This is a genomic window from Shewanella phaeophyticola (assembly GCF_025398315.1).
In the GTDB taxonomy this organism is placed as follows: Bacteria; Pseudomonadota; Gammaproteobacteria; order Enterobacterales; family Shewanellaceae; genus Shewanella; species Shewanella phaeophyticola.
Map to the genome: position 1 here is coordinate 866,811 of NZ_JAODOQ010000001.1, position 24,977 is coordinate 891,787.

Here is a 24,977-nt window from a genome sequence, read left to right on the forward strand (position 1 = left end):
GGTCATGAAAGTGTAATAAAAGTGTCTAATAATACCCTTGTGGCAAATTAATATAGAAACTCAACATGACAGCTAGGATTTTAATAGTAGAAGATGAATCAGCAATTCGTGAGATGCTGACATTTGTGATGGATCAACATGGTTTTACGACAGCTGCTGCTGAAGATTTCGATTCAGCTATTGAGTTGCTTCAAGAACCGTACCCAGATTTAATTTTACTGGATTGGATGTTCCCTGGTGGCAGTGGTATCCAATTGGCAAAACGTTTAAAGCAAGACGAGTTTACCCGTCAAATCCCCATCATTATGCTTACCGCGCGTGGCGAAGAAGAAGATAAAGTTAAAGGCCTAGAAGTTGGCGCTGATGACTATATTACTAAACCTTTTTCGCCTAAAGAATTAGTGGCAAGGATAAAAGCCGTGTTGCGCAGAAGCGCACCCACACGCTTAGAAGAAACCATTGATGTGCAAGGACTACAGCTTGATCCCGTCAGTCATAGAGTGACGGTAGGCGAGGCTGTGCTTGAAATGGGACTGACTGAGTTTAGATTATTGCACTTTTTTATGACTCACCCAGAGCGTGTGTATAGCCGTGAGCAGTTACTCGATAATGTTTGGGGCACAAATGTCTATGTGGAAGATCGTACTGTTGATGTGCACATTAGGCGTTTACGCAAAGCGGTAGAACAAGGTGGGCACGATAAGTTAATTCAAACTGTTCGTGGTGCTGGTTACCGTTTCTCAACCAGAATGTAATACGTTTTGGCAATCATGAAGCTCTGTTTGTATAAACAGAGCTTTGCTCGTTGTTTGTTGCCTAGCCACAATAGTTAAATTAGGCTATCTTGTGGTTCCTCGTTATTCCTAATAATCAGTAACGACACTTAAGGTGTTGGCTGCGTTACTTTTCGCAATTAGGTTGCTTATGCTTAACTCGTATTCTGGATTCCGGTTATTTTTTCGTTTAGCGCTATTACTGACTTTATTTATGTGTGTGGGTGCTTTATTAGGTCATATTGCCGTCGTCACTTTATTGGGAATCATTGGTTTACTTGCTTGGCATTATCGTCAAATTACCCGGTTAAACTTTTGGTTGTGGAAAGACAAAAAGTTAACCCCGCCGCAAGGTCAGGGCAGTTGGGAAGGCGTTTTTAATGGTATTTATCGTTTGCAAGGTAAAAACCGGCGGCGTGTAGGACAGTTAGCGACGTTACTTGCTCGTTTTCGCCAAGGTGCAGAGGCATTGCCAGATGCTGCTGTCGTGCTCGATTCTGAACTTAACATTTTGTGGTGTAACAAACTGGCTCAACTCGTTTTAGGGTTTGTGTGGCCGCAAGATAGTGGGCAGCGAATTGATAACCTTATTCGACACCCAGACTTTTCTGATTATCTTAAAAGAGCCGATTTTAAAGAACCGCTTGAAATGCCGTCTCCTGTTTCAGATAAGCGCTTACTCGAAATTCGTTTGATGATTTATGGTGATAGGCAATTGTTAATGATTGCCCGTGATATTACTCGTATCCATCAATTAGAGGGGATGCGCAAAGACTTTGTGGCTAACGTATCGCATGAACTTAAAACACCTTTAACTGTGTTACAAGGTTATTTAGAGATTATGCAAAGCATGGAAGAAGACGACTCTCCAAATCAAAAGCCGTTGTCGTTAATGCAACAACAAACCCTCAGAATGCAATCGATGGTAGAGCAACTATTAGCCTTGTCGCGGATTGAAGATGCCGTTGATATTGATTTATCGAAAACCGTCAACATGAAGTTGATGATGGATATCTTAAAAGAAGAAGCTAAAGCCCTTGCTGGTGATGAATATACCTTAGCGTTTAATTGTGAGGCAGGCTTAAATGTCCATGGCAGTGAAATTCAGTTGAGAAGTGCATGTTCTAATTTAATCTCCAATGCACTGCGTTACACCGCTCCTGGCGGGGTGATTACAGTGATGTGGCGAAGTGTTGCGACCGGAGGGTTATTTTCAGTTAAAGATACTGGTGTTGGCATTGCGCCCCAGCATATTAACCGACTAACCGAGCGTTTTTATCGAGTTGACGATGCGCGCTCAAGTAAAACCGGTGGTACAGGATTAGGATTGGCGATAGCTAAACATGCGCTAAGCCATCATCACAGTGAGCTTAATGTGACCAGTGAGTATGGCAAGGGCAGTACATTCAGCTTTATTATTCCGCACCACTTACTTGATAGACAATAGTGATATCTAAAAAAAGCAGCTTGGCTGCTTTTTTTATTTCTGTGTTATTTTAAGTTTGTTTTATTTTTTCCCAAATAGGCATACCTTAAATTGTCATAAATGGATATTTACTGTCATAAAACACGGCATATTTTAGTCATTATCGAGATAAATAGTGCGTACTGGATAAGCTTTAAGCTCAAAGGTGTAATATTTTTTTGTTTAAGTTGTTGATTAATATGGTTGTAAGTGTGTTGTTTACTAATGAGACAGTTTTATTGCTGGTGTAATATAACTGTCATGTTCGCGTCATAGACTTGTCATCAATGAGGTCGATACTGACTACGTTTTAAAAACATTAGTAAGCATAATACTGGAGCAATACAATGAAACTGAAAAAACTTGTCGGCGCGATTACCCTAACAGCCGCTGGTGTATTCTCAGCAGCATCTATGGCTGCTATTGACCCAACTTTACCAGTGTACGAAAAAACAAGTGGTGTTTCTGGTAACTTGTCTTCTGTTGGTTCAGATACTTTAGCAAACATGATGACGTTATGGGCTGAAGAGTTTAAGCACATCTACCCTAACGTGAACATCCAAATTCAAGCCGCTGGTTCTTCAACTGCGCCTCCAGCACTTACTGAAGGTACTTCTCAGTTTGACTTCAATGAGCCGCAAAATGAAGCCTAACGAAATTGAAGCATTTGAAAAGCATTATGGCTACAAACCAACACCTGTTCGTGTTGCAATCGACGCATTAGCTGTTTTTGTTCATAAAGATAACCCTATCGATGGCTTAAGCCTTGAACAAGTTGACGGTATTTTCTCTTCTACACTTAAGTGTGGTGGTGATGATGTTTCACGTTGGGGTGATGTTGGTTTAGACGGTAACTGGAGTGCGAAAGATGTTCAGTTATACGGTCGTAACTCAGTTTCTGGTACTTATGGATACTTTAAAAAAGTAGCTCTTTGTAAAGGTGATTTCCGCTCTAACGTTAACGAGCAACCAGGTTCAGCTTCGGTTGTTCAGTCTGTATCACAATCTTTAAATGCTATTGGTTACTCAGGTATTGGTTACAAAACTGCTGGTGTTAAAGCGGTAGCTATCTCTAAGAAAGGTGATAAGTTTATTGCAGCAAACGCTGAAAATGCAGCTAACGGTACTTACCCATTATCACGTTACCTATATGTTTACGTGAACAAGCACCCAAATAAAGATCTAGCGCCTATGGACCGTGAATTTTTACGTTACATTCTTTCTCAGCAAGGTCAGCAGGTTGTGTTAAAAGATGGTTATGTTTCACTACCAACGACAGTGGTTAAAAAAGATTTAGAAAAATTAGGCGTTAAACTTTAACTCTCTAGTTTGTATAAGTTTTGTAAATCGTTTTCAAATTAAAAAGGCCTCTTTTGAGGCCTTTTTTGTGTCTGTTTTATACTGAAAAAAAGACAAAAAAAAGCAACCTAACATTGAGGTTGCTGCTATTGCTAAGGGCAATACTGTTGATAGATTATCTTTACTATCCAATAGGAGAATGATGATGAACAAAAAAACGCTACTAGCTACAAAAAATAAGTAATGCAAATTTGGTTCATATATTCAGACTAGGGTATTTGAATTAAGTTCAATATTATTTAAAAAAATATCAGTTATTTTTAAATAAATTTCTTTAGCGTGCTAATTTTGCTCTATGAATATCATGTTTTATTATACGATGATGTTGAAAAAGGCTAATTTATTCAAATTACTAAGAGGTGTATGTGGCAATTTCGTGGGATGTAAATCAAGATTATCATTCGAGCGCTAACACTGACTCATTATGTGTGTATCATCTGGATATTCAGTTAAAAGTTGATTTTGACTCTCAACAATTAACTGGAGAAGTGAGCTTGTCTTTCACTCGTAAGCAGAAGCAATCGACATTGATACTTGATTGCCGTGACTTGCTCATTGATAGCATTACTGATCTTGAAGGCAAGTTACTGGCATACCAATGTCGTGAGGTAAACCCTATTGTTGGGCAGCAATGTCTTATTGAGGTTGGGCTAACAATCACAGATGTAGTGGTTCATTATCGAACATCCTCTTCAGCTCAAGGCCTGCAATGGTTAACTCCAGAGCAAACATTAGGGAAGCAATGCCCTTATTTATTCAGTCAATCTCAGCCCATTAATGCCCGCAGTTGGCTACCGCTGCAAGACAGCCCCAAAGCGCGAGTTACCTTTAATGCAACTGTAAATGTACCACAGGGCTTCCGGGCAGTAATGAGTGCCAGCAATAATCCGCAAATGCCTGATGATGGGGTATTTTTGTTTTGTATGGACAAACCTATCCCAACTCATTTACTTGCCATAGCCGTGGGTGATTTAGCTTTTAAGGCAACAGATCCAAGAAGTGGTATATATACCGAGCCCGCGTTACTTGATGCCGCAGTACGTGAGTTTGAAGATACAGAAGCAATGATCCTGGTGGCTGAGTTTATGCATGGAGCCGTTACGACATGATTGTGTTGCCACCCAGTTTCCCGTTTGGCGGCATGGAGAACCCCATGCTAGCGTTTATGACACCAACCTTAATTGCAGGGGATAAAAGTTTAGTGTCGACGGTGGCGCACGAACTCGCACATTCCTGGACAGGTAATCTTGTCAGTAATGCAACTTGGCGAGATTTATGGCTAAACGAAGGGTTTACCACTTATTTTACCAATCGAATTGTTGAAGCGGTTTACGGTAAAGAACAGGCTGAATTAGAATGGGTGATTGAATATGGCCGACTTGTTGAAGAAATGCAGTCAATGCCTCTTGCTGAACAAACGTTACCTGCTAATGTGCAAGATCGCGATCCAAACTTAGCCTTTAATCGTTTCACTTACGACAAAGCTTCTATGTTTGTCCATGAGCTTGAAAGCCGATTAGGGCGAGCTGCCTTTGATATATTTTTACGCCAGTATGTTGAGCACTTTGCATTTAGTGCCATTACAACCGAATCATTTGTAAAATATGCTCAGCAAACCTTGTTAGTCGAACATGGGGATAAGCTCAGTGAAAATGAGCTTAATGAATGGATTTATGGACAAGGATTACCTGATTGGTTTGTGGCTCCAACCTCCACAAGTTTCGATAAAGTGGATGCTGCCTTGGAAGCATTTATTGGAGGCGCTCCCGCACATACGTTAGCGGTTACGCAATGGCGAGTGCATCATTGGCAATATTTTTTAAGCAAGCTTCCTTTAGTTGTCAGTCAATCGATGTTGCTAGATTTAGATGAGGCATTTCAATTAACGGGTCATCAAAATGCTGAAATTGCATGTGATTGGTACCGGGTAGCTATCCGCAATCATTTTGATCTGATTTTACCAGCGTTATCAATCTATTTATGCAAAATCGGCCGAGGGAAATTTGTTAGACCATTGTTTACTGAGCTACAAGTTGCAGGATATAAACAAGAGCTTGTCACGATTTACAATCAAGCCCGTCCCGGTTATCACCCATCATTACAAGTTAAATTAGATGCATTGTTACGGGTTGAGATTGGGTTAATAGGATAAAAACGAGATAAAAAAATGGCAGCCTATTGGCTGCCAAAATAACTCTTTACGGGTTGTTATCAACAGTGCGCTAGCGTGTTAATACTTCCCAATGGGGATGATGAACAATAAACATTAAAAACAGTAGCTGTAACTCAATCCTAACCTTAGTTGAAGTGAACCGTTGAGTTGCATAAAGTTAAGCTACGGGGGAGAAGCTTACTTATATCAACTCGCACTCACATCAACTGAATATAATCCGTTACACATTAAGCGTTACATATATTCAGACTGGGCTTTATTGGAAAAGTTCACCGTTGTGATTAAATTTTTTTAAATGATTAAAAAAAACGTTATTTTTGCTTTGAATTTAATCAATGAATGACGTTTGCTTCGCTTTTTATGCATTACTTTTTTGTGATTTAGCAAAGTTATATGATGATTATTAGATTAAATATTTGGTCGTTAATACCTGCAGAACTTTAGGGGCTGTTGATCTTTTAAGGTTATTTTTGCAGCGAATTGTTGGACATTTGTACAAGGCAGAGGCTTTGAGGTGTAGTTATTCTACATAAAAAGTCGATAACGCAGTAAAAGTGGCCAACAAACGCTGCCCGAAGGGGTCGGCTAAAAACGTTTTACTCTTTGTTGAATGATTCTTTGCAAATAAAGAGTTGCTTAGATTGCTAGGCATCAATCCATTCGCCTCGATTAACACGTTTTTAACTCGAACGAAATTCAACCAGCAAAGCTCAACAGGCTCTCGTGTTGATGAGTCATTTTGTGATGAAAAGCAAAAAAAAGGGCAACCTAATAGGTTGCCTAAGTCGTTCTTTACGGGATGTGATGAACAGTGCGCTAGCGTGTTAACACTCCCAAATAGGGATGATGAACAATGAATCTAAAACTGTGTAACAAGAGCAAAGATGGAGATGATATCTTTGTGTCTACAGGTGAATAACGTTGGATGAAAACGTTACAATCAACTGTGTCTTTCATGCTACATAAATTAAGACTCAGGTTTTTTTAAAAGTTCACGCAAATTGAAATTTTTTTAAAAATATAATCGAGTGGAGTAGCAACGCACTTTTAGGCATAAAAAAAGGCAACCAACTGATTGCCTATCGATCGACTTAGCGATCAAGGGGACTGCGCTAGAAGTCCCAGGGAGATGATGAACAATAAAAGTAATTTCACTGTTATATATTTTGAGTGCTGTTACGTAAAAAAGTTCAATATTTAGGATCTTTTTATGCATTTAATTTAAATTAATTGTTTATTCCTATTAAATTAATAGCTTACTTTTTCATGTTTTCAAGCTGGCTGCATACCTTCACAACCCTAAACCTAAGTGTAAAGACTAGCAGCCAAGCAGCTTTTCTATGGTAGCGCTCAACTCTTCAGGTTTGGTTGTTGATGCATATCGCTCAATAACATGGCCTTGCTTATCAACTAAAAATTTAGTGAAGTTCCATTTAATCGATTCGCTGCCTAATAATCCTTTTGCTGATTGCTTAAGGTGTTGGTATAGAGGATGACTATTGGCACCGTTCACTTCAATTTTGCTAAACAATGGGAAGGTCACACCGAAGTTAAGTTCACAAAATTGGCTGATTTCAGCGTCATCACCTTGTTCTTGCTTACCGAACTGATTGCACGGAAAGCCTAAAACGACCAAGCCTCGGTCTTTGTATTGTTGGTAAAGAGACTCTAGTGCTTGGTATTGCGGGGTAAATCCACACTTACTGGCAGTGTTAACAATCAACATGACCTTACCTTTGAACGTTTCCATGGCAACGTCATTGCCTTTAATATCTTTTACTGTGATTGGATAAATAGCATTGCTCATCAACGAACTCCTTAGTGTAAAATATTGACTATAATATAGATCTTAATAGTTGGCAATTAAGTTGCGTGCAATTTAATTTATCTATTTGCTTATCAATAACAATTTCAATATAGTTTGCGCTTATTTGGCTATAGAGAATTAGGGGCGGGCTTATGAATGATTTAAAGAACGAACTTAACTCTGATGAAATCGACTTAAACTCATCCCCACAAGCTGATGTTAGTCAAGTGGTGCTTCAACTCACTGAAGTTGAAGGAGAAGAGCAGGCCGAAGTGTTTAGCGAAATCCTTATCGATGCTGAACCCGGCACCATTGCACTATTACTCGAATCGTTACCACTTGATGAACGTTATGAACGTTGGCAACAAGTTGACGTAGAAGAGCGTGTCGATGTCCTTAACTTAATGCGTGCAGATCCTCGTTTAGGCATTTTAAAGAAAATGCCCGACGAGGAACTGGATTTACTCTTTTCGCAATTAAGCCCAGAAGATCTCATTGAGTGGAGTGACTCGTTACCCGACAATATCACCGATCGTGCTTTGGCACAGATGGGTGAGCGTCAACGTAAACACTTTGAGTTATATGATCAATATACTGAAAATGAAATTGGTCGTTATGCTGATCACCAAATGCTAGCATTGAATCCAACCTCTACGGTGGCGCAAGGGCAGCGATTTTTTAGACGTATCGATTTAGATTGTAATGACCACTTATTTTTAGTGGACAACAATGATAAATATTTAGGAACAGTGCGTCGTTACGATGTATTTAAGACTGCCGACATAAGCACTATTTTGCAATCATTAAAGTGGGATGACAGCCGTGTTATCTCCGCTGACTCGTCATTGATTGAAGCCGCAGAGGCTATTGAGCACAGTCGTGAACTTGAATTGCCCGTGGTCGATGAAGAGGGCATTTTGATTGGCCGTATGACACTTCGTACCGCGACGGCCTTAGTGCGTGAACATTATGAAGCGCAGTTAATGGCAACCGCCGGTATGGATGAGCATGATGACTTGTTCGCACCGATTATTGTTGGTGCCAAGCGCCGCGCAGTATGGCTAGGAATTAACTTACTCACGGCCTTTTTAGCGTCTGCTACGATTGGTATGTTTGAAAATGTATTATCTCAAGTGGTTGCGTTGGCGGTGTTGATGCCTATTGTCGCTTCGATGGGTGGTATTGCAGGGAGTCAATCATTAACGTTAATGATCCGTGGTATGGCGATGGGTCAAATCACTGCGGGTAACGTTATGTCGCTAATGAAAAACGAACTGGGTATTGGTGCGTTAAATGGCACGTTATGAGCTATAATTATCGGGATCATTGCAGGCTGGTGGTTTGGAGATAATGTGATGGGGATTGTGATTGCCTGCGCGATTTTGATCAACATGGCTGTTGCTGCTATTGCAGGGGTAATGGTGCCGATGATTTTGCAGCGTTTTAATCAGGATGCCGCATTATCGGGTTCTGTGATTTTAACCACGGTTACCGATGTTGTTGGTTTTTTCACTTTTTTAGGCTTAGCTTCAATACTTTATCTGTAAAAAGTGTCTTAGGCTTTACACTCAATTAACCATAACATGTGTTTTGATATAAAGAGGGTCTTGAATTACTCAAGGCCATTTTTTTGCAACAAAAAAGCAAGTTGCGAGCAACTTGCTTTTTAAACTTGATGAGAAAATCCTATTAGTTTATTTCCACTTAGCAGGTGCAAACTCCACTTCAGCGTTATCGTCAAAGTAACGGCGTTTAATATCACGACGACGTTGTTTTACTTTTTTCGATTTTGGTTTTCCCTTGATGTTATCGCCCCATGGCGCATCATCTTCATCAAATTCAAATGAGTGTGACATTTTCAACATTCCAGATAACTGTACCGCTGTTGGTACAACTTCTTTTTACCTAAAGTTAATAATAAGCTAAAGCAAAATATTTCATATTTGACGGTAAAAATTATTGCACGTTGTAATGACATTGATATGACAGCTCAATTTACGCCTTAGTATTTAATTCTTGTTCGTGTTGAAATTGTTTAAGGCACAAAGAAAGCTGTTGTTGCCATGGTTTACTCGATGCTATCGACTGAGATAAGATCGTGTCTAACACACTGAATTTAGGCCTGTTTACAGGCGATGGATATTGCTCTGACATGATTGATGGGGATTAAAGCAGAGCCGATATTGTGTTATTGCGAAGGAGAATGGGTGTTAACCTTAGTTTGGTTTGTCACTTTATCGACTCGATATCGCTCGGCATCGGGTCCGGTAATTCGGTTAAATTGAACGTCGAGTAGGTATAAATGTTCGGGGTAAACTTGATAAATATGGCCTCGGTCTAAAATGATGATATTACCCGTTTTATCCCACTTAAAGGTACCGCTACCGCTATATGGATGCGGGTCACTGCCTAGCCGAACTGTATGAATAATATAATGATTTGGCGATGTCAGCTCTATTGTGGTATCCATACCATCACAGCTAGGGCAAGGAAAGACGCCGTGATACACCCCTTGCCACTGCAACGTATTTCTACTGCTGGTGGCAATATCTTCAGCAGATGGGGCTGGTTGGCCGCATCCTAGTAATAACAAAATCACTATAAACGATACATTTTTCATCTAAATTCCCTTTAGATATAAAATTGTCGTGACGATTAGGGAGTCCGTTCAAATGCAGTTTATGGTTTTTACACTGTCATGATAAATTGCACTTTGTATTACCCGTAGCCTAGGTAGGACTGATAGTGTTTTCAAACTCTATCTAATAGATAGAGTTAAGCACAACTTTAGTTATATCACACATATTAAATGTGGGTAGTTATACTTTAGTTTGGATATTGAAAAACTGTTTTATTTCTTCAATTTGATCCATTGCATCTTGATAGCCCAAGTCGATTAATGTCGTGGTGTAGCTTTTTTCAAAGAGTAAATAAGACACGATACTTGAATCTGATTGTCTATTAATACCAAAAAACTTTAACAGGGTTTTGATTGCAAAAGGCATATCGTCATAAAACCGTGCGGCTATACGGCTTAAATCTTGACTAGGCTTAATCACTAACGTGTCTATGTGACGTAAATTTAATGAGTCTCTGTCTTCAGGGGTTATTTTAGATAATGTGTTATTCACTCTTTGTAGGCGTTCTAAATCGCTATTAAGCGTATCAGAGAAGATGGTATCTAATAAGTGGCCTGCAATGGTTGCTGTTTTTGGATGGTATTCAAACTCAATGGGAAAGTGTTTATGTGGGCTATCCAAATTAATCACAAATATTTTGCTAGCCCCTAAATGTATTGGGCTAGAAAGTGGAGACAATTGATGAACCGAGCCATCACCATAATAAGCCTGATTTAATTTAATCGATGGAAATACCATCGGAATTGCAGAGCTTGCGAGTAAGTGCTCTGTATTAAGGTGGCTACGAGAACCGATTCTTCTTGCTCGTTGCCAATCTTCAATTTGCTGGTTACCCTGAAAAAAACTGTACGAGCGTGAATTGTTGTAGCACGAGGCATCAACGCTAATCGCTTTTAGTGCATTGTTACTAATGTTTCGGTCAATTCGTTCAAAATCGATAAGATTATTAAGCAAATTTCGAAGGGGTTGGTTATCCAGTAGGCTACCGGCATCAGTATTGACTTTGTCATCTTGTAAGCCTTTAATAGCCATCCTGCCTAAATGTCTAAGCACTTGAGGTATATTGGCGTTATATACTTGTCTGGTTTCAAAGTGACGCCACACCCAATCAAGCTTTTTGACGGCTAAATGAAAACACGAAGCGTGGGTTGCTAAAGATGTGGCATTTATTGCCCCTGCTGAAGTGCCGCAAATGATATCAAAAGGAATATGATGGTTGCGTGGGTAAAATTGCACTAATGCCTTAAGCACACCAATTTGATATGCCGCTCGCGCGCCGCCCCCACCTAATACTAATGCTGTAGACACTGGTAATCTATATCCTTTATGTGTAGATAAGAAACCATATTAATATGAATTCTTTTTTTATTACACACCAGTAAGCAAAAAGTCCAATCGAACAATACTATATTACAGAGATATTTCATTTAAAGGGTAATACCAATTCCACTAATTATCTGGTCATTCAGCGGGAATTCTGTACCTTCTAGGCAAGTAATAGGATTGTAGGCATAGTTGCTCTCGGCAACTGCTCCTGCGTTGCTCTACCTCCTGCGTCCATGTAGTCGTCGGCAACTGCTCCTGCGTTGCTCTACCTCCTGCATCCATGCAGTCGTACGTCAAAATACTATTAAGCAGTATAGAAGGCACAGAAACCCGCCTTGCAGGAGACGCTCAGACAGTCCATTTCTTTGTTGCATTGCCTTAGAAGGGAATAACCATTATTTCAACAATGCGCCTCAAACTGAACAGTCTGAGCGACTCTGATTGGTCACATAATTAATGGAAATGGTATAATAAAAAACGCACTATAAAGTGCGTATTTTGGAGGTTTGTGAGCGCTGCTAAGGGGGATTAACCCTTGGCTGCAGTTGTTAAAAATTCAACAATCTGGTCGAATGGGATATCTTGTTTTTCACCGGTACGGCGGTTTTTATATTCAAATACCCCCGCATCGATATTACGATCGCCAATGACCACTACATGCGGTAAACCAACTAATTCCATATCAGCAAACATCACGCCTGGACGTTCTTTACGATCATCCAATAGTACTTCAACACCCGCTTCTGCTAAGTCTTGATATAGTTTTTCAGCAATGTCGGCAACGCGATGTGATTTGTGCATATTCATCGGTAAAATACCGACTGTGAACGGTGCGATTGCTTCTGGCCAAATAATGCCTCGGTCATCGTTGTTTTGCTCAATCGCAGCAGCAACAATACGGCTCACACCGACACCATAACAACCCATCAATAACACCTGAGCTTTACCGTTTTCATCTAACACAGTGGCATTCATGGCTTCTGAATAGTTGGTACCAAGCTGGAAGATATGACCCACTTCAATGCCACGCGCCATGGCATAAGTGCCTTGGCCGTCAGGTGTAGGTTCACCTTCTACAACATTACGAATGTCTGCAGCCGTCGCTAATGGTAAGTCACGTTCCCAATTAATGCCGAAATAATGTTTATCTTCAGTGTTCGCGCCAGCGACAAAGTCGCTCATTACTGCAACGCTATGATCGATAATAATTGGCATATTTAAGCCAACAGAGTACCTAATGAGCCAGAGCCTGCACCAACGGCATCACGAATTTCTGCTTCTGAAGCAAACTCGAGTGGTGAGGCAACAAAAGCAACTTTTTCAGCTTTGATTTCGTTTAGCTCATGATCGCCACGAACAACCACTGCCACTAAAGGTGCATCTTCTGTTGCACCTTTAACAATTAATGTTTTAACCGTTTGGGTAATCGCAACATCGAATTGTGTTACTAATTCGGCAATCGTTTTTGCATTAGGGGTATCCACTAACGTCATCTCTTGCGTTGCAGCTGCACGAGTTTGTGTTGGGATTGGCGCTTCAGCTTTTTCAATGTTAGCGGCGTAATCACTGCCTGTTGAATAAGCAATTAAATCTTCTCCACTGTTTGCTAGTACATGGAACTCATGCGACATGCTGCCACCAATTGAGCCGGTGTCTGCAAGAACAGGGCGGAACTCTAAACCCATGCGAGTTAGAATATTGCTGTATGCGGTATGCATCGCATGATAAGTGCTGTCCATGGTTTCTTGATCTAAATGGAAAGAGTAGGCATCTTTCATTAAGAATTCACGGGCACGCATCACCCCAAAACGTGGACGAACTTCGTCACGGAATTTGGTTTGTACTTGATAAAGGGTCAGCGGTAACTGTTTGTATGAGCTAAGTTCTTTACGCACCAAGTCAGTGATCACTTCTTCGTGGGTTGGCTCCAAAACGAAATCACGGTTATGACGGTCTTGAAAACGCAGTAATTCAGAGCCAAACTTTTCCCAACGACCCGTTTCAACCCACAAGTCAGCAGGTTGAACTAATGGCATAAGAATTTCAATGGCACCAGTTTTGTTCATTTCTTCACGAACAATAGCTTCTACTTTACGCAAAACACGTAAACCAGAGGGCAACCAGCTGTAAAGACCTGATGCGTTACGACGGATCATACCCGCGCGAAGCATTAACTGATGACTAACCACCTCTGCGTTTGCAGGGGTTTCTTTTTGTGTTGAAAGCAGGTACTTACTAACTCGCATTACCAATGTCCAAAATAGTAGCTATGAATGAGCGTCATTTTAGCACCTGCATCAATGATGTCACCTGCTAATTCGGTTCAAAATAAGGCTTTAGAGACTTTAATTGCACAGCGGGACTTATTTATCTCGTCTATCACCGATGACTCGAGCTGGATTCCCTGCAACAATGGCATATTCCGCTACATTTTTGGTGACAATGCAACCCATGCCGATGACGGCATGGTTGCCAATGGTGACACCGTCAACAATCCCTGCTTGTGCACCAATCCAAACATCCTCTCCAATAACCACCCCTTTAGAGTGTGAAGCTTGTTGATATATCGGAGTATCAGGAGACATACCATGATTAAACGCGTAGATAGTGACATTATTGGCGATACGCGTTTGATGACCAATGTGTATGCCATGACGACCGCCATCTAAGCTACAACCGTGATTTATAGCCACTTCATTGCCGAGTGTAATAGAGCCATGCATAAATACATCGGCACTGATCATGCATTGATTACCCATGGTGATGTCTCGACCTGGTTCGGCAAACAATCGCGCCTGCGGAGCGATGAAACACTGCTCACCGATGTGAATAGTCTCAAGAAGACGAAGTTGTTGTTGAATGTCATCTTGCCAAGGTTTTGCCCATTGCAGGTGTTTAGGCTTGAGAGAGAAATACAGCCAAGGCATCCAAGATAGTCGTTTTTTGTGCTGAGTTTGGTAATCGATTTCAGCCATTAAACTAATCCTTTAGCAATGCAACTGAAGTGGGCTTTAGATTCTATTACTTCAATGACGTTATCAGTAACGTGCCAAAAGATGTCTAAATCGTATAACGCAACTTGATATAGCTTAGGATCATCCTTGGCTTTTTTATAAGCAGGGCGTGGGTCTTGTGATAATACTCCTTTAATAAGCTCGGCTAACCCTTGATAGTGTTCTTGAACTTGATATTGGGCAATTTTTTCGGCTGCCAGTTTTGTGTAATTCACCGGTATCAGTATTGGCGCATCTTGGGCGATACCGCCTTTAGCATCGGTAATGGCATCAGAGAAAGGGATATAGGGTTTGATATCAATAATGGGAGTGCCATCTAACAAGTCCATACCAGAGATCTTTAAGCAGACTTTACCGTGGCGTTGCACAACACCATGAAGTTTGACCACAGATTGGCCAATACCGTTTGGTCTAAATGTTGAACGTGTAGCAAACACGCCTAGTTTTTCATTACCACCTAGACGAGGCGGGCGCACTGTGGTTTTCCAGCCTTGAGATAGGTTTTCATGAAAACAAAATAGCAACCATAAATGCGAATATTGTTCGATGCCTCTGACTGCATCGATATGATTAAATGCTGGCTCAAATTCAATATACCCAGTTGCATTGACAAGCCCTGGTTGGCGTGGGATACCAAATTTTTGCTTGTAAGGGGTTCTACAAATGGCGACCGCGTTTATTGTGTTGCTAAAAGACGCGTTAAGTGCAGGTTTTTCGTTATGAGTTTGAGCGGCATCTTGAGTCATGCAATACCTGAAAGAAGCTAACCAAAATTAAGAGAAGTCAATAATAACAGATGAGCCAAACGTAAGACTCACCTGTTTGGCAATCAGCTTACTGGTTATTGATTTTGTGCGGTTTTAATGGCTTGCCCAACACAAAGTGCACGGCTGTAGCAGCTGTTGTCTGGCTCGTTAATCATAAAGCAGCTTTTAACCACAAAACCATTAGCACCGAGGTCAGCTGCGGCTCGTCTTGCATTACTGCGCGCATCAGACATGTGAGGAGGTGCGTCTTTTTCTGTTTCTTGGCAAGCTTCGCCTTCAACTAAACCTAACACTTCAATATGACCTTTTGGTTGTACGTCGCCGTCGTATAACACCACATCACTTACTTTAAAGTATTCATTAATGGCTTTGCCGTCTAAATTACTTTTGAATACATAATCACTGGCACAAGCGCTCAATAGTAGTGCAATACTTGAAACAACCCATGCTTGTTTTACTGAAAAAGTCATAGCCGTAGCCTTTATATAATAAGTATTAATCTGCAAGTTGAGTTTACCTTGTATGATGACGATGATAAAGCGTTCAAATAACATAAAAAAAAGGGCTTACCTAAGTAAGCCCTTTGTTATTAATATTTGATTACATTGTTACCAATATTGTTATTCCATACCAGGAATTAAAAACTGGTCCATGCTTTTACCACTATCAACTTGGTTTTTGAATACCGTTGGCATGCGGCCTTGACCAGTCCATTGGATTAATTCACCGTCAACAGTGATTTGATATTTTGGTGGACGCGGTGCGCGTTTTGTCTTTGTTGCTTTAGGTGAAGATGTCACGTCACCTAAATCTTCAATAGATAAACCACTGTTTTCGATTTGAGCTAGAATTTCAGCAATGCGAGCATTACGTTCAGCATTAGCTTCAAGTTCTAATTTTTCTTCCTCTTCGCGGTCAGCAATAATTTTTTCTAACTTAGCTGCGGTGTCTCGTAAATCATCAAGAGATAATTCCTTAACTGCAGCTTTAAAGCGACGACCGTGGGTTAAAATATCTAAAAAGTCACTCATGTTGTTTAGTTTCCTAATGATTTTTTTTCATAAAATGAAAAGTGATAAAAGTTAAAATGTCCAACGTACAAGGTTAATTTCAGTATTGCATGTGGTTTATTTAGGTCGTTATTATATATTTTTCTGAGATTTAATCTCAATCGAATACCAATATAGCTTTAATTAATACTGAATATAAGCGTAATAATAGAAACTATTGCGCAATGGATCAAATTAAATTAACGATATAATAGATTATTTTAAATAATTGAGCGTATATTTCGTTATCTGCTTTATGACATGTTTAGTTAAATTGCCACAAACAAAGCTAAAAAAATCTAAACAAGCGTTTGAATGTGATTGACGTTAACGTTAACAGGCCGTAAAGTGAACCCATCTTGCATTGGCTATAGCCAGTGTGTTGTCCACATACATTGAAGGTGTAGGAAGGAAAACCTATGAAAGTATTGGTACCTGTTAAACGCGTAGTCGATGCCAATGTGAAAGTCAGGGTAAAAGCTGATAACACAAATGTTGATACGACAAACCTTAAAATGGCGTTAAACCCATTTTGTGAGATTGCAGTAGAAGAAGCCGTTCGTTTAAAAGAAGCTGGCATCGCGGCTGAAGTTGTTGTGGTGAGTGTGGGCGCTAAAGCGGTGCAAGAGCAATTAAGAACCGCGATGGCATTGGGAGCCGACCGCGCAATACATATCGAAACCGACGAGGATTTAGTTCCGTTGTCGATTGCCAAGCTATTAAAAGCGGTACAAGAAAAAGAGCAAGCACAACTGATTTTGTTTGGTAAGCAATCCATTGATGGCGATAACAACCAAACCGGCCAAATGCTTGCGGCATTAACCGATATGCCACAAGCAACATTTGCTTCAGAAGTGAAGTTAGATGGTGACAAGGCAACGGTAACACGTGAGATCGATGGTGGTTTACAAACGTTAAGCATGCCTTTACCGGCTATTGTTACTGTTGATTTACGCTTAAATGAGCCACGTTATGCATCATTGCCAAATATTATGAAAGCGAAACGTAAACCACTCGAAACCATAGCTGTAGCCGATTTAGGTGTGAGCTTAAAAGCACATCAAACCGTGTTAAAAGTGACTCCACCTGTGGATCGTAAAGCGGGCATTTTAGTGTCTTCAGTTGAAGAATTGGTTGAGAAGTTAAAAAACGAAGCGAAGGTGATCTAATATGGCCATTTTAGTATTAGCAGAACACGATAATGTCAGCTTAAAAACTGATACGGCAAAAGTGGTGAGTGCAGCAACAGCCATTGGTGGTGATGTACATGTACTGGTCGCCGGTCATGATTGCGCTGCCGCGGTAACTGCCGCACAAAGTCTAGCAGGTGTGAGTAAAGTGTTGGTTGCTGACAGCGCAGAATATAGCGCACAACTGGCCGAAAATGTATCAAAATTAGTTGTTGAACTTGCCGCGGATTATGAACATGTATTGGCCGCTGCGACCAGTGTAGGTAAAGATACTTTACCGCGCGTTGCTGCATTATTAGATGTATCACAAATTTCTGAAGTGATTGAAGTGCTGAGCAGCGACACTTTCGTTCGTCCAATTTACGCGGGTAACGCATTGGCAACTGTGCAAAGTTTAGATGCTAAAAAAGTCATGACAGTGCGCTCTAGTGCATTTGATGCTGCAGCTTCAACGGGCAGTGCAGAAGCCGTTAACCTTACTCTGTCTATTGCTGCGCGCACAGATTTTGTTTCACAAGCCTTAACTGAATCGGCTCGTCCCGAGCTAGGTAATGCGGGTATTATCGTATCAGGCGGCCGTGGTATGGGTAGCGGTGAGAACTTTGCTATTTTAGAACAGCTTGCCGATAAGTTAGGCGCAGCTGTGGGGGCATCTCGCGCGGCTGTTGATGCTGGCTTTGTACCCAACGATTTACAAGTCGGACAAACGGGTAAAATCGTTGCGCCAGACTTGTACATTGCGGTCGGTATTTCTGGTGCTATTCAGCATCTTGCGGGTATGAAGGACTCTAAGGTAATTGTTGCTATTAACAAAGATCCTGAAGCACCAATATTCCAGGTGGCTGACTATGGCTTAGTGGCTGATTTATTTGAGGCGGTTCCTGCATTAAACGGCCTAGTTTAAGGGCAGGTGTCTTGAAGGCTAAAACCCTTTGAGATAATTTGCTCACTCACTTGAAGGTTTCTACTTTGCTTAAGTAGAAACCTTTTTTATGGGCTATCACTTTGTGGAATGGCGCGTTTGCTGTTTTGGCCTCTTGGTTAGTGCCTATTTGATTTAAAATGTTAAACTAATGCAATGGAATTGTGGTTAACGTGGTGCTTTTGTTATTGAGACAGCATTTTTGCGTTTTTTTACTAGCACTGGATGCATCCATTTATGATTTTATATTGGCGCTTTTTGTGATGTGGTTTTTACAACAAGCAAAAGTAGAGGTGCATTGCATAAGAGTAAGGTTGAGTTGGGTGATGCCGATAATTCAACATTAAAGGATGCAATGCCGAAATAAATGAGCTTATCAACCTCATTTGTTGGGGCAGTTCTCGAAAGGGACTGCACTGTCATGGTGTTTTTATCGACATGATAAAAAATGATATTCATATAAAATGGGTATGACTGTGGAGTGCTACTAGTAATGTTAATGCATACATTTCCTGTGTATGTTTAGCCTTATTTCTAGTTTTTCTCCATTCGTATCCCACGAAGAAATAATTAAATTATGATAATAAGTTATGCCGATTCGGCACTGTCTGTTTTGCCACCTGTTGTGGCGATTACACTGGCCATATTAACCCGTAAAGTCCTGCTTTCTTTAGGGGTAGGCATTATTTTTGGGGCGTTACTATTGACCGATTTTTCATTGCTTAGCAGTGGTGAATATATTGCGACAACGGTGAGTCAGTTAGTGTGGAAAGATGCTGCACTGAATAGTTGGAACGTCTACATTTTGGGCTTTTTAATTGTATTAGGGATGATCACTGCATTAATTACCGTAAGTGGTTCTGCCCGTGCTTTTGCTGATTGGGCTAAATTGCGTATTCGCAATAAGCGCGACGCTAAGTTAATGACCATGTTTTTAGGCTGCGTGGTATTTATTGACGATTACTTTAATAGTTTGGTTGTGGGTTCTATTTCTCGTCCTATTACTGACCGTTACCATGTTTCTCGTGCAAAGCTTGCCTATATTCTTGATTCTACCGCAGCGCCAATATGCGTTATTTCTCCAGTATCGAGCTGGGGCGCTTACATTATTGCGTTAATTGGCGGTATTTTAACGGCGCACGGTTTTGCTGATACAGGTCATTTGAGCGTGTTTATACAAATGATCCCCATGAACTTTTACGCACTTATTTCGTTACTGTTACTTTTATGCGTGGCAACATTTAGCTTAGACGTTGCCACTTTACGTCAGCATGAGTTAAATGCGCTTCGTGGCGATTTATTTGACGAATCTAAAGGTCAACCGCCAGGGGCGACTTCTGACTTGCCTGAAGCTGATACAGGTAAAGTGGTTGGATTATTCTTACCTATCGCGATATTAGTGTTTGCGACTGTGTATTTTATGGTATCTAGCGGCGCAGATGCATTAGCGACAAGTGAGTTACCTTTTAGCGTATTAGGTGCATTTGAAAATACCGATGTCAGCTCATCACTCTTTTTGGGTTCTATTGTTGGTTTCATTGCTACTGTAGTGCTTGCTATTAAGCAGAAAGTGGCATGGTCGATGTTATTGCAAGGCATGAAGGTAGGGGCCTTTCGATGTTACCTGCGGTTTATATCTTATTGTTTGCTTGGACCATTGCTGGTGTGATTGGAGAGCTTGAAACTGGTAAGTATATGGCGAGTTTAGCCACTGATAATATTCCCTTTGCGCTATTACCCGCAGGGCTATTTTTATTAGCTGGCATAACGGCATTTTCGACCGGCACCAGCTGGGGGACGTTTGGGATTATGCTACCCATTGCCGCCGATATGGCAATGGGCAGTGACAGCACCATGATGTTACCTATGTTGGCCGCGGTTTTGTCTGGTGCGGTGTTTGGCGATCATTGTTCACCGATATCAGACACCACCATTTTGTCATCAACTGGCGCGAGTTGTCATCATATTGACCATGTTGTGACGCAATTACCTTATGCGCTAATCGCTGCGACTATCAGCCTAGTGGGTTATACCGTTTTAGGGTATACCGCATCGTTAGTGGCTGGACTAATAAGTTGTGCCGTGTTGTTTGTGTTGAGTATTGTGATACTGCATTTTTGGGCAAAAAAATAATCTAAAGCTTAGAGGCAAACCTCATAAACGTTACGTATTAAAAAATGCCGTATTCATAACGAATACGGCATTTTTGTTTGTTGTTAGCATGTTAAACCAGTTACTATAAGCTGTATAAAATGACCAACGATTAGGACACTAGATTTTGGCGCAACTGTACTTTTACTATTCGGCAATGAATGCCGGTAAATCGACTTCATTGCTGCAGTCTTCTTATAATTACCGTGAGCGCGGAATGCATACCTTGGTGATGACGGCGTCGATAGACAATCGTTATGGTGTCGGCAAAGTGTCATCACGTATTGGTATTGAAACGGATGCGCAGGTCTTTGGGAGTGATGATAATTTAATTAAACTCATTTCGACTTCTCATGATGAGCAAAAAATTCATTGCGTACTGGTCGATGAAAGTCAGTTTTTAAGTAAAGAGCAAGTGCGTCAGTTAACACATGTGGTCGATAACATGGATATTCCCGTGTTGTGTTATGGGCTGCGCAATGATTTCCAAGGCGAACTGTTCCCCGGCAGCCAATATTTATTGGCCTGGGCTGACAAATTAGTTGAGCTAAAAACAATTTGTCATTGTGGCCGTAAAGCTAACATGGTGGTAAGACTGGACTATGAAGGTAAGCCGATGCGAGAAGGTGAGCAGGTCGCCATTGGCGGTAATGAAAGTTATGAGTCAGTGTGTCGTAAGCATTTTAGAGAGTTTTTGTGGGATTAGGTCAACCTAACCTGATTGAATAAAAAAGCCGCGTCATGAAAGTGACGCGGCTTTTTGTTTGCATTTACCGATTAAAAATCAGCGTCTGCGAAATCAACAATATCAGCACTGCTAGATTCAATCTGTTTGCGTAAGCTGCGAGTTTGACTGCCCCAATAGCACATAAAGAACTGTGCTGTTTTAAGTTTAGCCTGGTAAAAGCCCACTTCTTCGGTTCCTGCTTTTAATGCGGCTAATGACGTTGCAGCAACACGAGTCCACATCCAGGCAAGGGCACAAATACCGAATAACTGCATATAAGCCATCGATGCCGCGCCAATTAAGTCGGGATTTTTACTGGCAGCTTGAACAATAAAGCCAGTGGCTTTTTCAAGATCGCCCGCCGCATCCATTAACCCCGCTAAATAAGGTTTCATCGCATCATTAGTTGCATGTTGCTGCACGAGCTCTTTGACCATATCGGACCATAGCGTTAATGCCGCGCCTTTATCTGCCAGCAATTTACGACCGACCAAATCAAGTGCTTGTACACCATTAGTGCCTTCATAAATCATCGCAATACGGATATCACGGACAAACTGCTCCATACCCCATTCATTAATATAACCATGGCCACCGTATACTTGCTGTGCATCGACACAGGCTTTAAAGCCCTGGTCAGTAACAAAACCTTTTACAATGGGAGTGAACAGTGCGGCAAGTGCAGAGGCTTGTTTCGCTCTAGCTGGATCGGTATGGCGCTCAGCTTCATCAAGCCATAATGCTTGTTGGCTGCATTAGCGCGCGGGTACCCTCGTTAAACGATTTTTGTGACAACAACATACGGCGAACATCACCATGCACAAGTAATGAGTCAGCAGCTTGCTCAGGCTGTTTTACACCGCTTAATGCACGGCCTTGAATGCGCTCTTTGGCATAGACTAATGCGTTTTGGTAAGCAATGTCTGACACACCTAAGCCTTGAATACCGACGCCTAAACGAGCCTGGTTCATCATAGTAAACATGGCTTTTAGGCCTTGATGTGGCGCGCCAACGAGCTCACCTATTGCACTGTCAAAATGCATCACACAGGTCGAGTTACCGTGAATGCCCATTTTGTGCTCTAAACCGGTAGCACTTAATGTGTTGGCTTCACCTAAGCTGCCATCGGCATTGACTAAAAACTTAGGTACGGCAAATAACGAAATCCCTTTCACGCCTTCAGGCGCATCAGGTAGGCGTGCTAATACTAAATGAATGATATTTTCTGCGAGATCGTGATCGCCAGATGAAATAAAGATTTTTTCACCACTGATGGCATACAGATCATCACCCGCAGGAACGGCTTTAGTGCGCAGTAGCGCTAAATCCGTCCCCGCATGAGATTCGGTTAAGTTCATGGTGCCAGTCCATTCACCGCTCACTAATTTGGCGAGGTACTTTTGTTTTAGTTCATCGCTACCATGTACGTGAATTGCCGAATATGCGCCATGGGTAAGCCCTGGGTACATGGCAAACGCCATGTTGGTTGCCGTTTTCATTTCGGTAGCAAACGTGCCAATCACTTCTGGTAAACCTTGGCCGCCGTACTCAGGGTCGCATGTTAATGTGGCGCAACCATCTTCTACATATTGTTTGTAAGCTTGCTTAAAGCCTTTGGGTGTAATAACTTTTCCGTCAACCAGTTTGCAGCCCTCTAAATCACCGCTGGCATTGAGTGGCAGCATAATGTCGGTGGTAAAGTCGGCAACGCCTTGCAAAATCGCGTCAGTGAGATCGGCATCTATTTCATCAAAACCACGTAAATCAGTTTGTTGATAGATGTTCAGCAATTCAGACAAAATGAATTGGTAATCACGCAGAGGAGCTTGGTAAATAGGCATAAGTCATTCCTTGGTTGGTTATTACTTTTACGGTTTGAGTGACCGAGGTAAACGTCACTGGTGCGATGTTTGTTTTGTTAGTCACCTAACATACCCAATTTCGAGTAAAAACTCAGTATTATTTTTACGTAAGCGTAAACTTATTTGTTGGGTGTTAATCTCACGATGGATTGACTGTGAACATTGATACCCATATTTAGTTGTAAAAGATCATATGTAAGTGAAAAATAAACTGTTTAAGTCGTGTCTAAATAACTTAAATGCGGCATAAAATAAGTGCGCAAGTTGGTTTATAAACTGGGGGGAGATATGAAGGTTAGGGGATATACTGCAGATTAAAATGATGCCATTTAGACAAAGCACTGCAATATATTCTTAAATAACGGCGCTATTTACTTGGATTGTCGACGTAAGGTTAATTTTAACATCAGCGGCTTCAATAAGTGTCGTTAAGGCGATTACCATGACTAAAATCGCAAATTCTTTCGCGTGAATCACCCCAAGCTGGCGGCCATTTCTGCAAACACGAGTCCTACCTCGCCACGAGGTACCATTGCTGAACCGACAATACACCTTTCTTGCCAATCAGAACTGGCTGTGAGTCCTGCTACAAACTTGGCTGACACGGCAATTAACGTTAATCCAAACAATAACAGTATCCCCATTAAGCTCAAATCTAACTGACTAATATCAAGACTAATTCCCACATAGACAAAAAAGATAGGGCTGAATAATTGCACTAATGGTTTAGCTGATTCTTCGAGTTTATGAGTAAAAGCAAAAGGGTTTTTGAGATACCGATTAAAGGGCGAGGTGAATTGTCTTGATAAGCCCATGCCTACGGCAAATCCACCTAAAATGGCTGGTGTGCCAAACCAGTGGGCTAACCAGGCAAATAGACAAATTAATGCCATAACGACCATGACTTCATAGCCCGGAATACTGGCTTTAAGGTGTAACCAACGGGTTAAATAAATAATGGTTCTCACTAACGGCGGACTTAACATAATAAAAGCAGCAATCATGGCAAATAACATCAAGGTTGAGCTAATAGAAAACTCACCTGATGAAGCAAAATTAAACAACACACTGAGTAAAATTACCCCGACGATATCGTCGATAACGGCAGCGCCAAGAATAATATGCCCAGCAACACTTTGTGTTTGATTATTTAAACTTAATACTCGCATTGAAATACCAATGCTGGTGGCCGTGAGAGCGCAGCCAAAAAATAGTGCGGTAAAGGGAGGGATAGCAAGCCAATACATGCTGGCAATACCGCAAGCCAATAACGGAATACCAATGCCTAATAACGCAACACGCATTGCTTTACGGCCAGAATGTGCCAAACGTTTGATTGAGGTTTCACAGCCGATATCAAACAGCAGTAATATTACACCTAGTTCGGCAATGATGGCTAAGGTGCTGTGCGGGGGCACCCAATTGAGCAATGACGAGTACAATAATAATCCCCGCGGTGACTTCTCCCACCACGCTCGGAAATCCTAATCTAGCACTCAACTCACCTAATAAACGGCTACGCAACAAGCATGGCGAAGAGTGACAGGACAAAGCTATCAATTGCCATCAAATTTCCTCTGAGTAGGGCAATATCTATTTGATTGCTTTGATCTAACAAAGTTGATGTTGATCAATTTTTGTATCGATACTTATGGATAAAGTTACGCTATTGGCTAAGCTAAAGATAGTTGTTAGCTCACGTTTTATTGAGAATGCTATTGCGTATGTTGCAGTCGTTAATGTTGAGGTTGT

Annotated in this window: 14 protein-coding genes, 6 pseudogenes and 1 riboswitch; of the genes and pseudogenes, 9 read left to right on the forward strand and 11 right to left on the reverse strand. The window is 41.2% G+C overall.

Going from position 1 to position 24,977, the window contains the following annotated elements:
* The first annotated feature begins 65 nt into the window (after nucleotides 1-65).
* The 4 genes and pseudogenes from phoB to N4T56_RS04095 all read left to right on the forward strand — a co-directional run bounded on the left by phoB (nucleotide 66) and on the right by N4T56_RS04095 (nucleotide 5,749).
* Complete coding sequence (gene phoB, locus N4T56_RS04080; protein ID WP_261732326.1) at nucleotides 66-755, forward strand: phosphate regulon transcriptional regulator PhoB; 690 nt, start codon at nucleotides 66-68, stop codon at nucleotides 753-755.
* Between the two features lie 169 nt (nucleotides 756-924).
* Entirely contained in the window at nucleotides 925-2,220 is a 1,296-nt protein-coding gene (gene phoR / locus N4T56_RS04085; protein ID WP_261732327.1) for a phosphate regulon sensor histidine kinase PhoR, read from the forward strand.
* A gap of 365 nt (nucleotides 2,221-2,585) precedes the next feature.
* A pseudogene (locus N4T56_RS04090) lies at nucleotides 2,586-3,558 on the forward strand (PstS family phosphate ABC transporter substrate-binding protein).
* Nucleotides 3,559-3,962: 404 nt separating this feature from the next.
* Nucleotides 3,963-5,749 (forward strand): annotated as a pseudogene (locus N4T56_RS04095) (M1 family metallopeptidase).
* A 1,339-nt stretch (nucleotides 5,750-7,088) separates the two neighbouring features.
* Here the strand turns inward: N4T56_RS04095 and N4T56_RS04105 are convergent.
* Nucleotides 7,089-7,577, reverse strand: coding sequence for a glutathione peroxidase (locus N4T56_RS04105; RefSeq protein WP_261732328.1), 489 nt, complete (start codon nucleotides 7,575-7,577; stop codon nucleotides 7,089-7,091).
* Nucleotides 7,578-7,729: 152 nt separating this feature from the next.
* Between N4T56_RS04105 and N4T56_RS04110 the strand changes: the two are divergent.
* Nucleotides 7,730-9,124, forward strand: a pseudogene (locus N4T56_RS04110) (magnesium transporter).
* Between the two features lie 147 nt (nucleotides 9,125-9,271).
* On the opposite strand, the gene N4T56_RS04115 reads toward N4T56_RS04110, so the two are convergent.
* The 8 genes and pseudogenes from N4T56_RS04115 to N4T56_RS04150 form a co-directional block, all read right to left on the reverse strand.
* Nucleotides 9,272-9,433 carry a small highly charged protein gene (locus N4T56_RS04115; RefSeq protein WP_188921197.1) on the reverse strand — a complete coding sequence of 54 codons (162 nt, stop codon included), beginning with the start codon at nucleotides 9,431-9,433 and terminating at the stop codon, nucleotides 9,272-9,274.
* A gap of 332 nt (nucleotides 9,434-9,765) precedes the next feature.
* A complete protein-coding gene (locus N4T56_RS04120; RefSeq protein WP_261732329.1) occupies nucleotides 9,766-10,197 on the reverse strand; it encodes a copper resistance protein NlpE in 432 nt (143 codons plus the stop codon).
* A gap of 199 nt (nucleotides 10,198-10,396) precedes the next feature.
* On the reverse strand, nucleotides 10,397-11,524 hold the full coding sequence (locus N4T56_RS04125; RefSeq protein ID WP_261732330.1) for a patatin-like phospholipase family protein: 1,128 nt from the start codon (nucleotides 11,522-11,524) through the stop codon (nucleotides 10,397-10,399).
* Between the two features lie 546 nt (nucleotides 11,525-12,070).
* Nucleotides 12,071-13,788, reverse strand: a pseudogene (locus N4T56_RS04130) (proline--tRNA ligase).
* A gap of 117 nt (nucleotides 13,789-13,905) precedes the next feature.
* Nucleotides 13,906-14,517, reverse strand: a complete 612-nt coding sequence (locus N4T56_RS04135; protein WP_261732331.1) for an acyltransferase — start codon at nucleotides 14,515-14,517, stop codon at nucleotides 13,906-13,908.
* Nucleotides 14,517-15,302, reverse strand: coding sequence for a tRNA (N6-threonylcarbamoyladenosine(37)-N6)-methyltransferase TrmO (gene tsaA / locus N4T56_RS04140; protein ID WP_261732332.1), 786 nt, complete (start codon nucleotides 15,300-15,302; stop codon nucleotides 14,517-14,519). Before tsaA ends, N4T56_RS04135 begins: the two co-directional genes overlap by 1 nt.
* A gap of 95 nt (nucleotides 15,303-15,397) precedes the next feature.
* Nucleotides 15,398-15,793: an Rcs stress response system protein RcsF gene (gene rcsF / locus N4T56_RS04145; RefSeq protein WP_261732333.1), complete on the reverse strand. Its 396-nt coding sequence runs from the start codon at nucleotides 15,791-15,793 to the stop codon at nucleotides 15,398-15,400.
* 150 nt (nucleotides 15,794-15,943) lie between these two features.
* Nucleotides 15,944-16,354 carry an H-NS histone family protein gene (locus N4T56_RS04150; protein ID WP_238102923.1) on the reverse strand — a complete coding sequence of 137 codons (411 nt, stop codon included), beginning with the start codon at nucleotides 16,352-16,354 and terminating at the stop codon, nucleotides 15,944-15,946.
* A gap of 437 nt (nucleotides 16,355-16,791) precedes the next feature.
* On the opposite strand from N4T56_RS04150, the gene N4T56_RS04155 reads away from it, so the two are divergent.
* The 4 genes and pseudogenes from N4T56_RS04155 to N4T56_RS04170 all read left to right on the forward strand — a co-directional run bounded on the left by N4T56_RS04155 (nucleotide 16,792) and on the right by N4T56_RS04170 (nucleotide 21,341).
* Nucleotides 16,792-17,541, forward strand: a complete 750-nt coding sequence (locus tag N4T56_RS04155; protein ID WP_261732334.1) for an electron transfer flavoprotein subunit beta/FixA family protein — start codon at nucleotides 16,792-16,794, stop codon at nucleotides 17,539-17,541.
* A gap of 1 nt (nucleotide 17,542) precedes the next feature.
* Nucleotides 17,543-18,466 carry an electron transfer flavoprotein subunit alpha/FixB family protein gene (locus N4T56_RS04160; RefSeq protein ID WP_261732335.1) on the forward strand — a complete coding sequence of 308 codons (924 nt, stop codon included), beginning with the start codon at nucleotides 17,543-17,545 and terminating at the stop codon, nucleotides 18,464-18,466.
* Nucleotides 18,467-18,764: 298 nt separating this feature from the next.
* Nucleotides 18,765-18,979, forward strand: a riboswitch (Lysine riboswitch).
* Nucleotides 18,980-19,058: 79 nt separating this feature from the next.
* A pseudogene (locus N4T56_RS04165) lies at nucleotides 19,059-20,617 on the forward strand (Na+/H+ antiporter NhaC family protein).
* A gap of 145 nt (nucleotides 20,618-20,762) precedes the next feature.
* On the forward strand, nucleotides 20,763-21,341 hold the full coding sequence (locus tag N4T56_RS04170) for a thymidine kinase (protein ID WP_261732336.1): 579 nt from the start codon (nucleotides 20,763-20,765) through the stop codon (nucleotides 21,339-21,341).
* A gap of 71 nt (nucleotides 21,342-21,412) precedes the next feature.
* Here the strand turns inward: N4T56_RS04170 and N4T56_RS04175 are convergent.
* A pseudogene (locus tag N4T56_RS04175) lies at nucleotides 21,413-23,204 on the reverse strand (acyl-CoA dehydrogenase C-terminal domain-containing protein).
* A 494-nt stretch (nucleotides 23,205-23,698) separates the two neighbouring features.
* The gene (locus N4T56_RS04180; RefSeq protein WP_261732337.1) at nucleotides 23,699-24,667 is read right to left on the reverse strand and encodes a cation:proton antiporter; all 969 of its coding nucleotides are present in this window, start codon (nucleotides 24,665-24,667) and stop codon (nucleotides 23,699-23,701) included.
* Nucleotides 24,668-24,977: the final 310 nt, after the last annotated feature.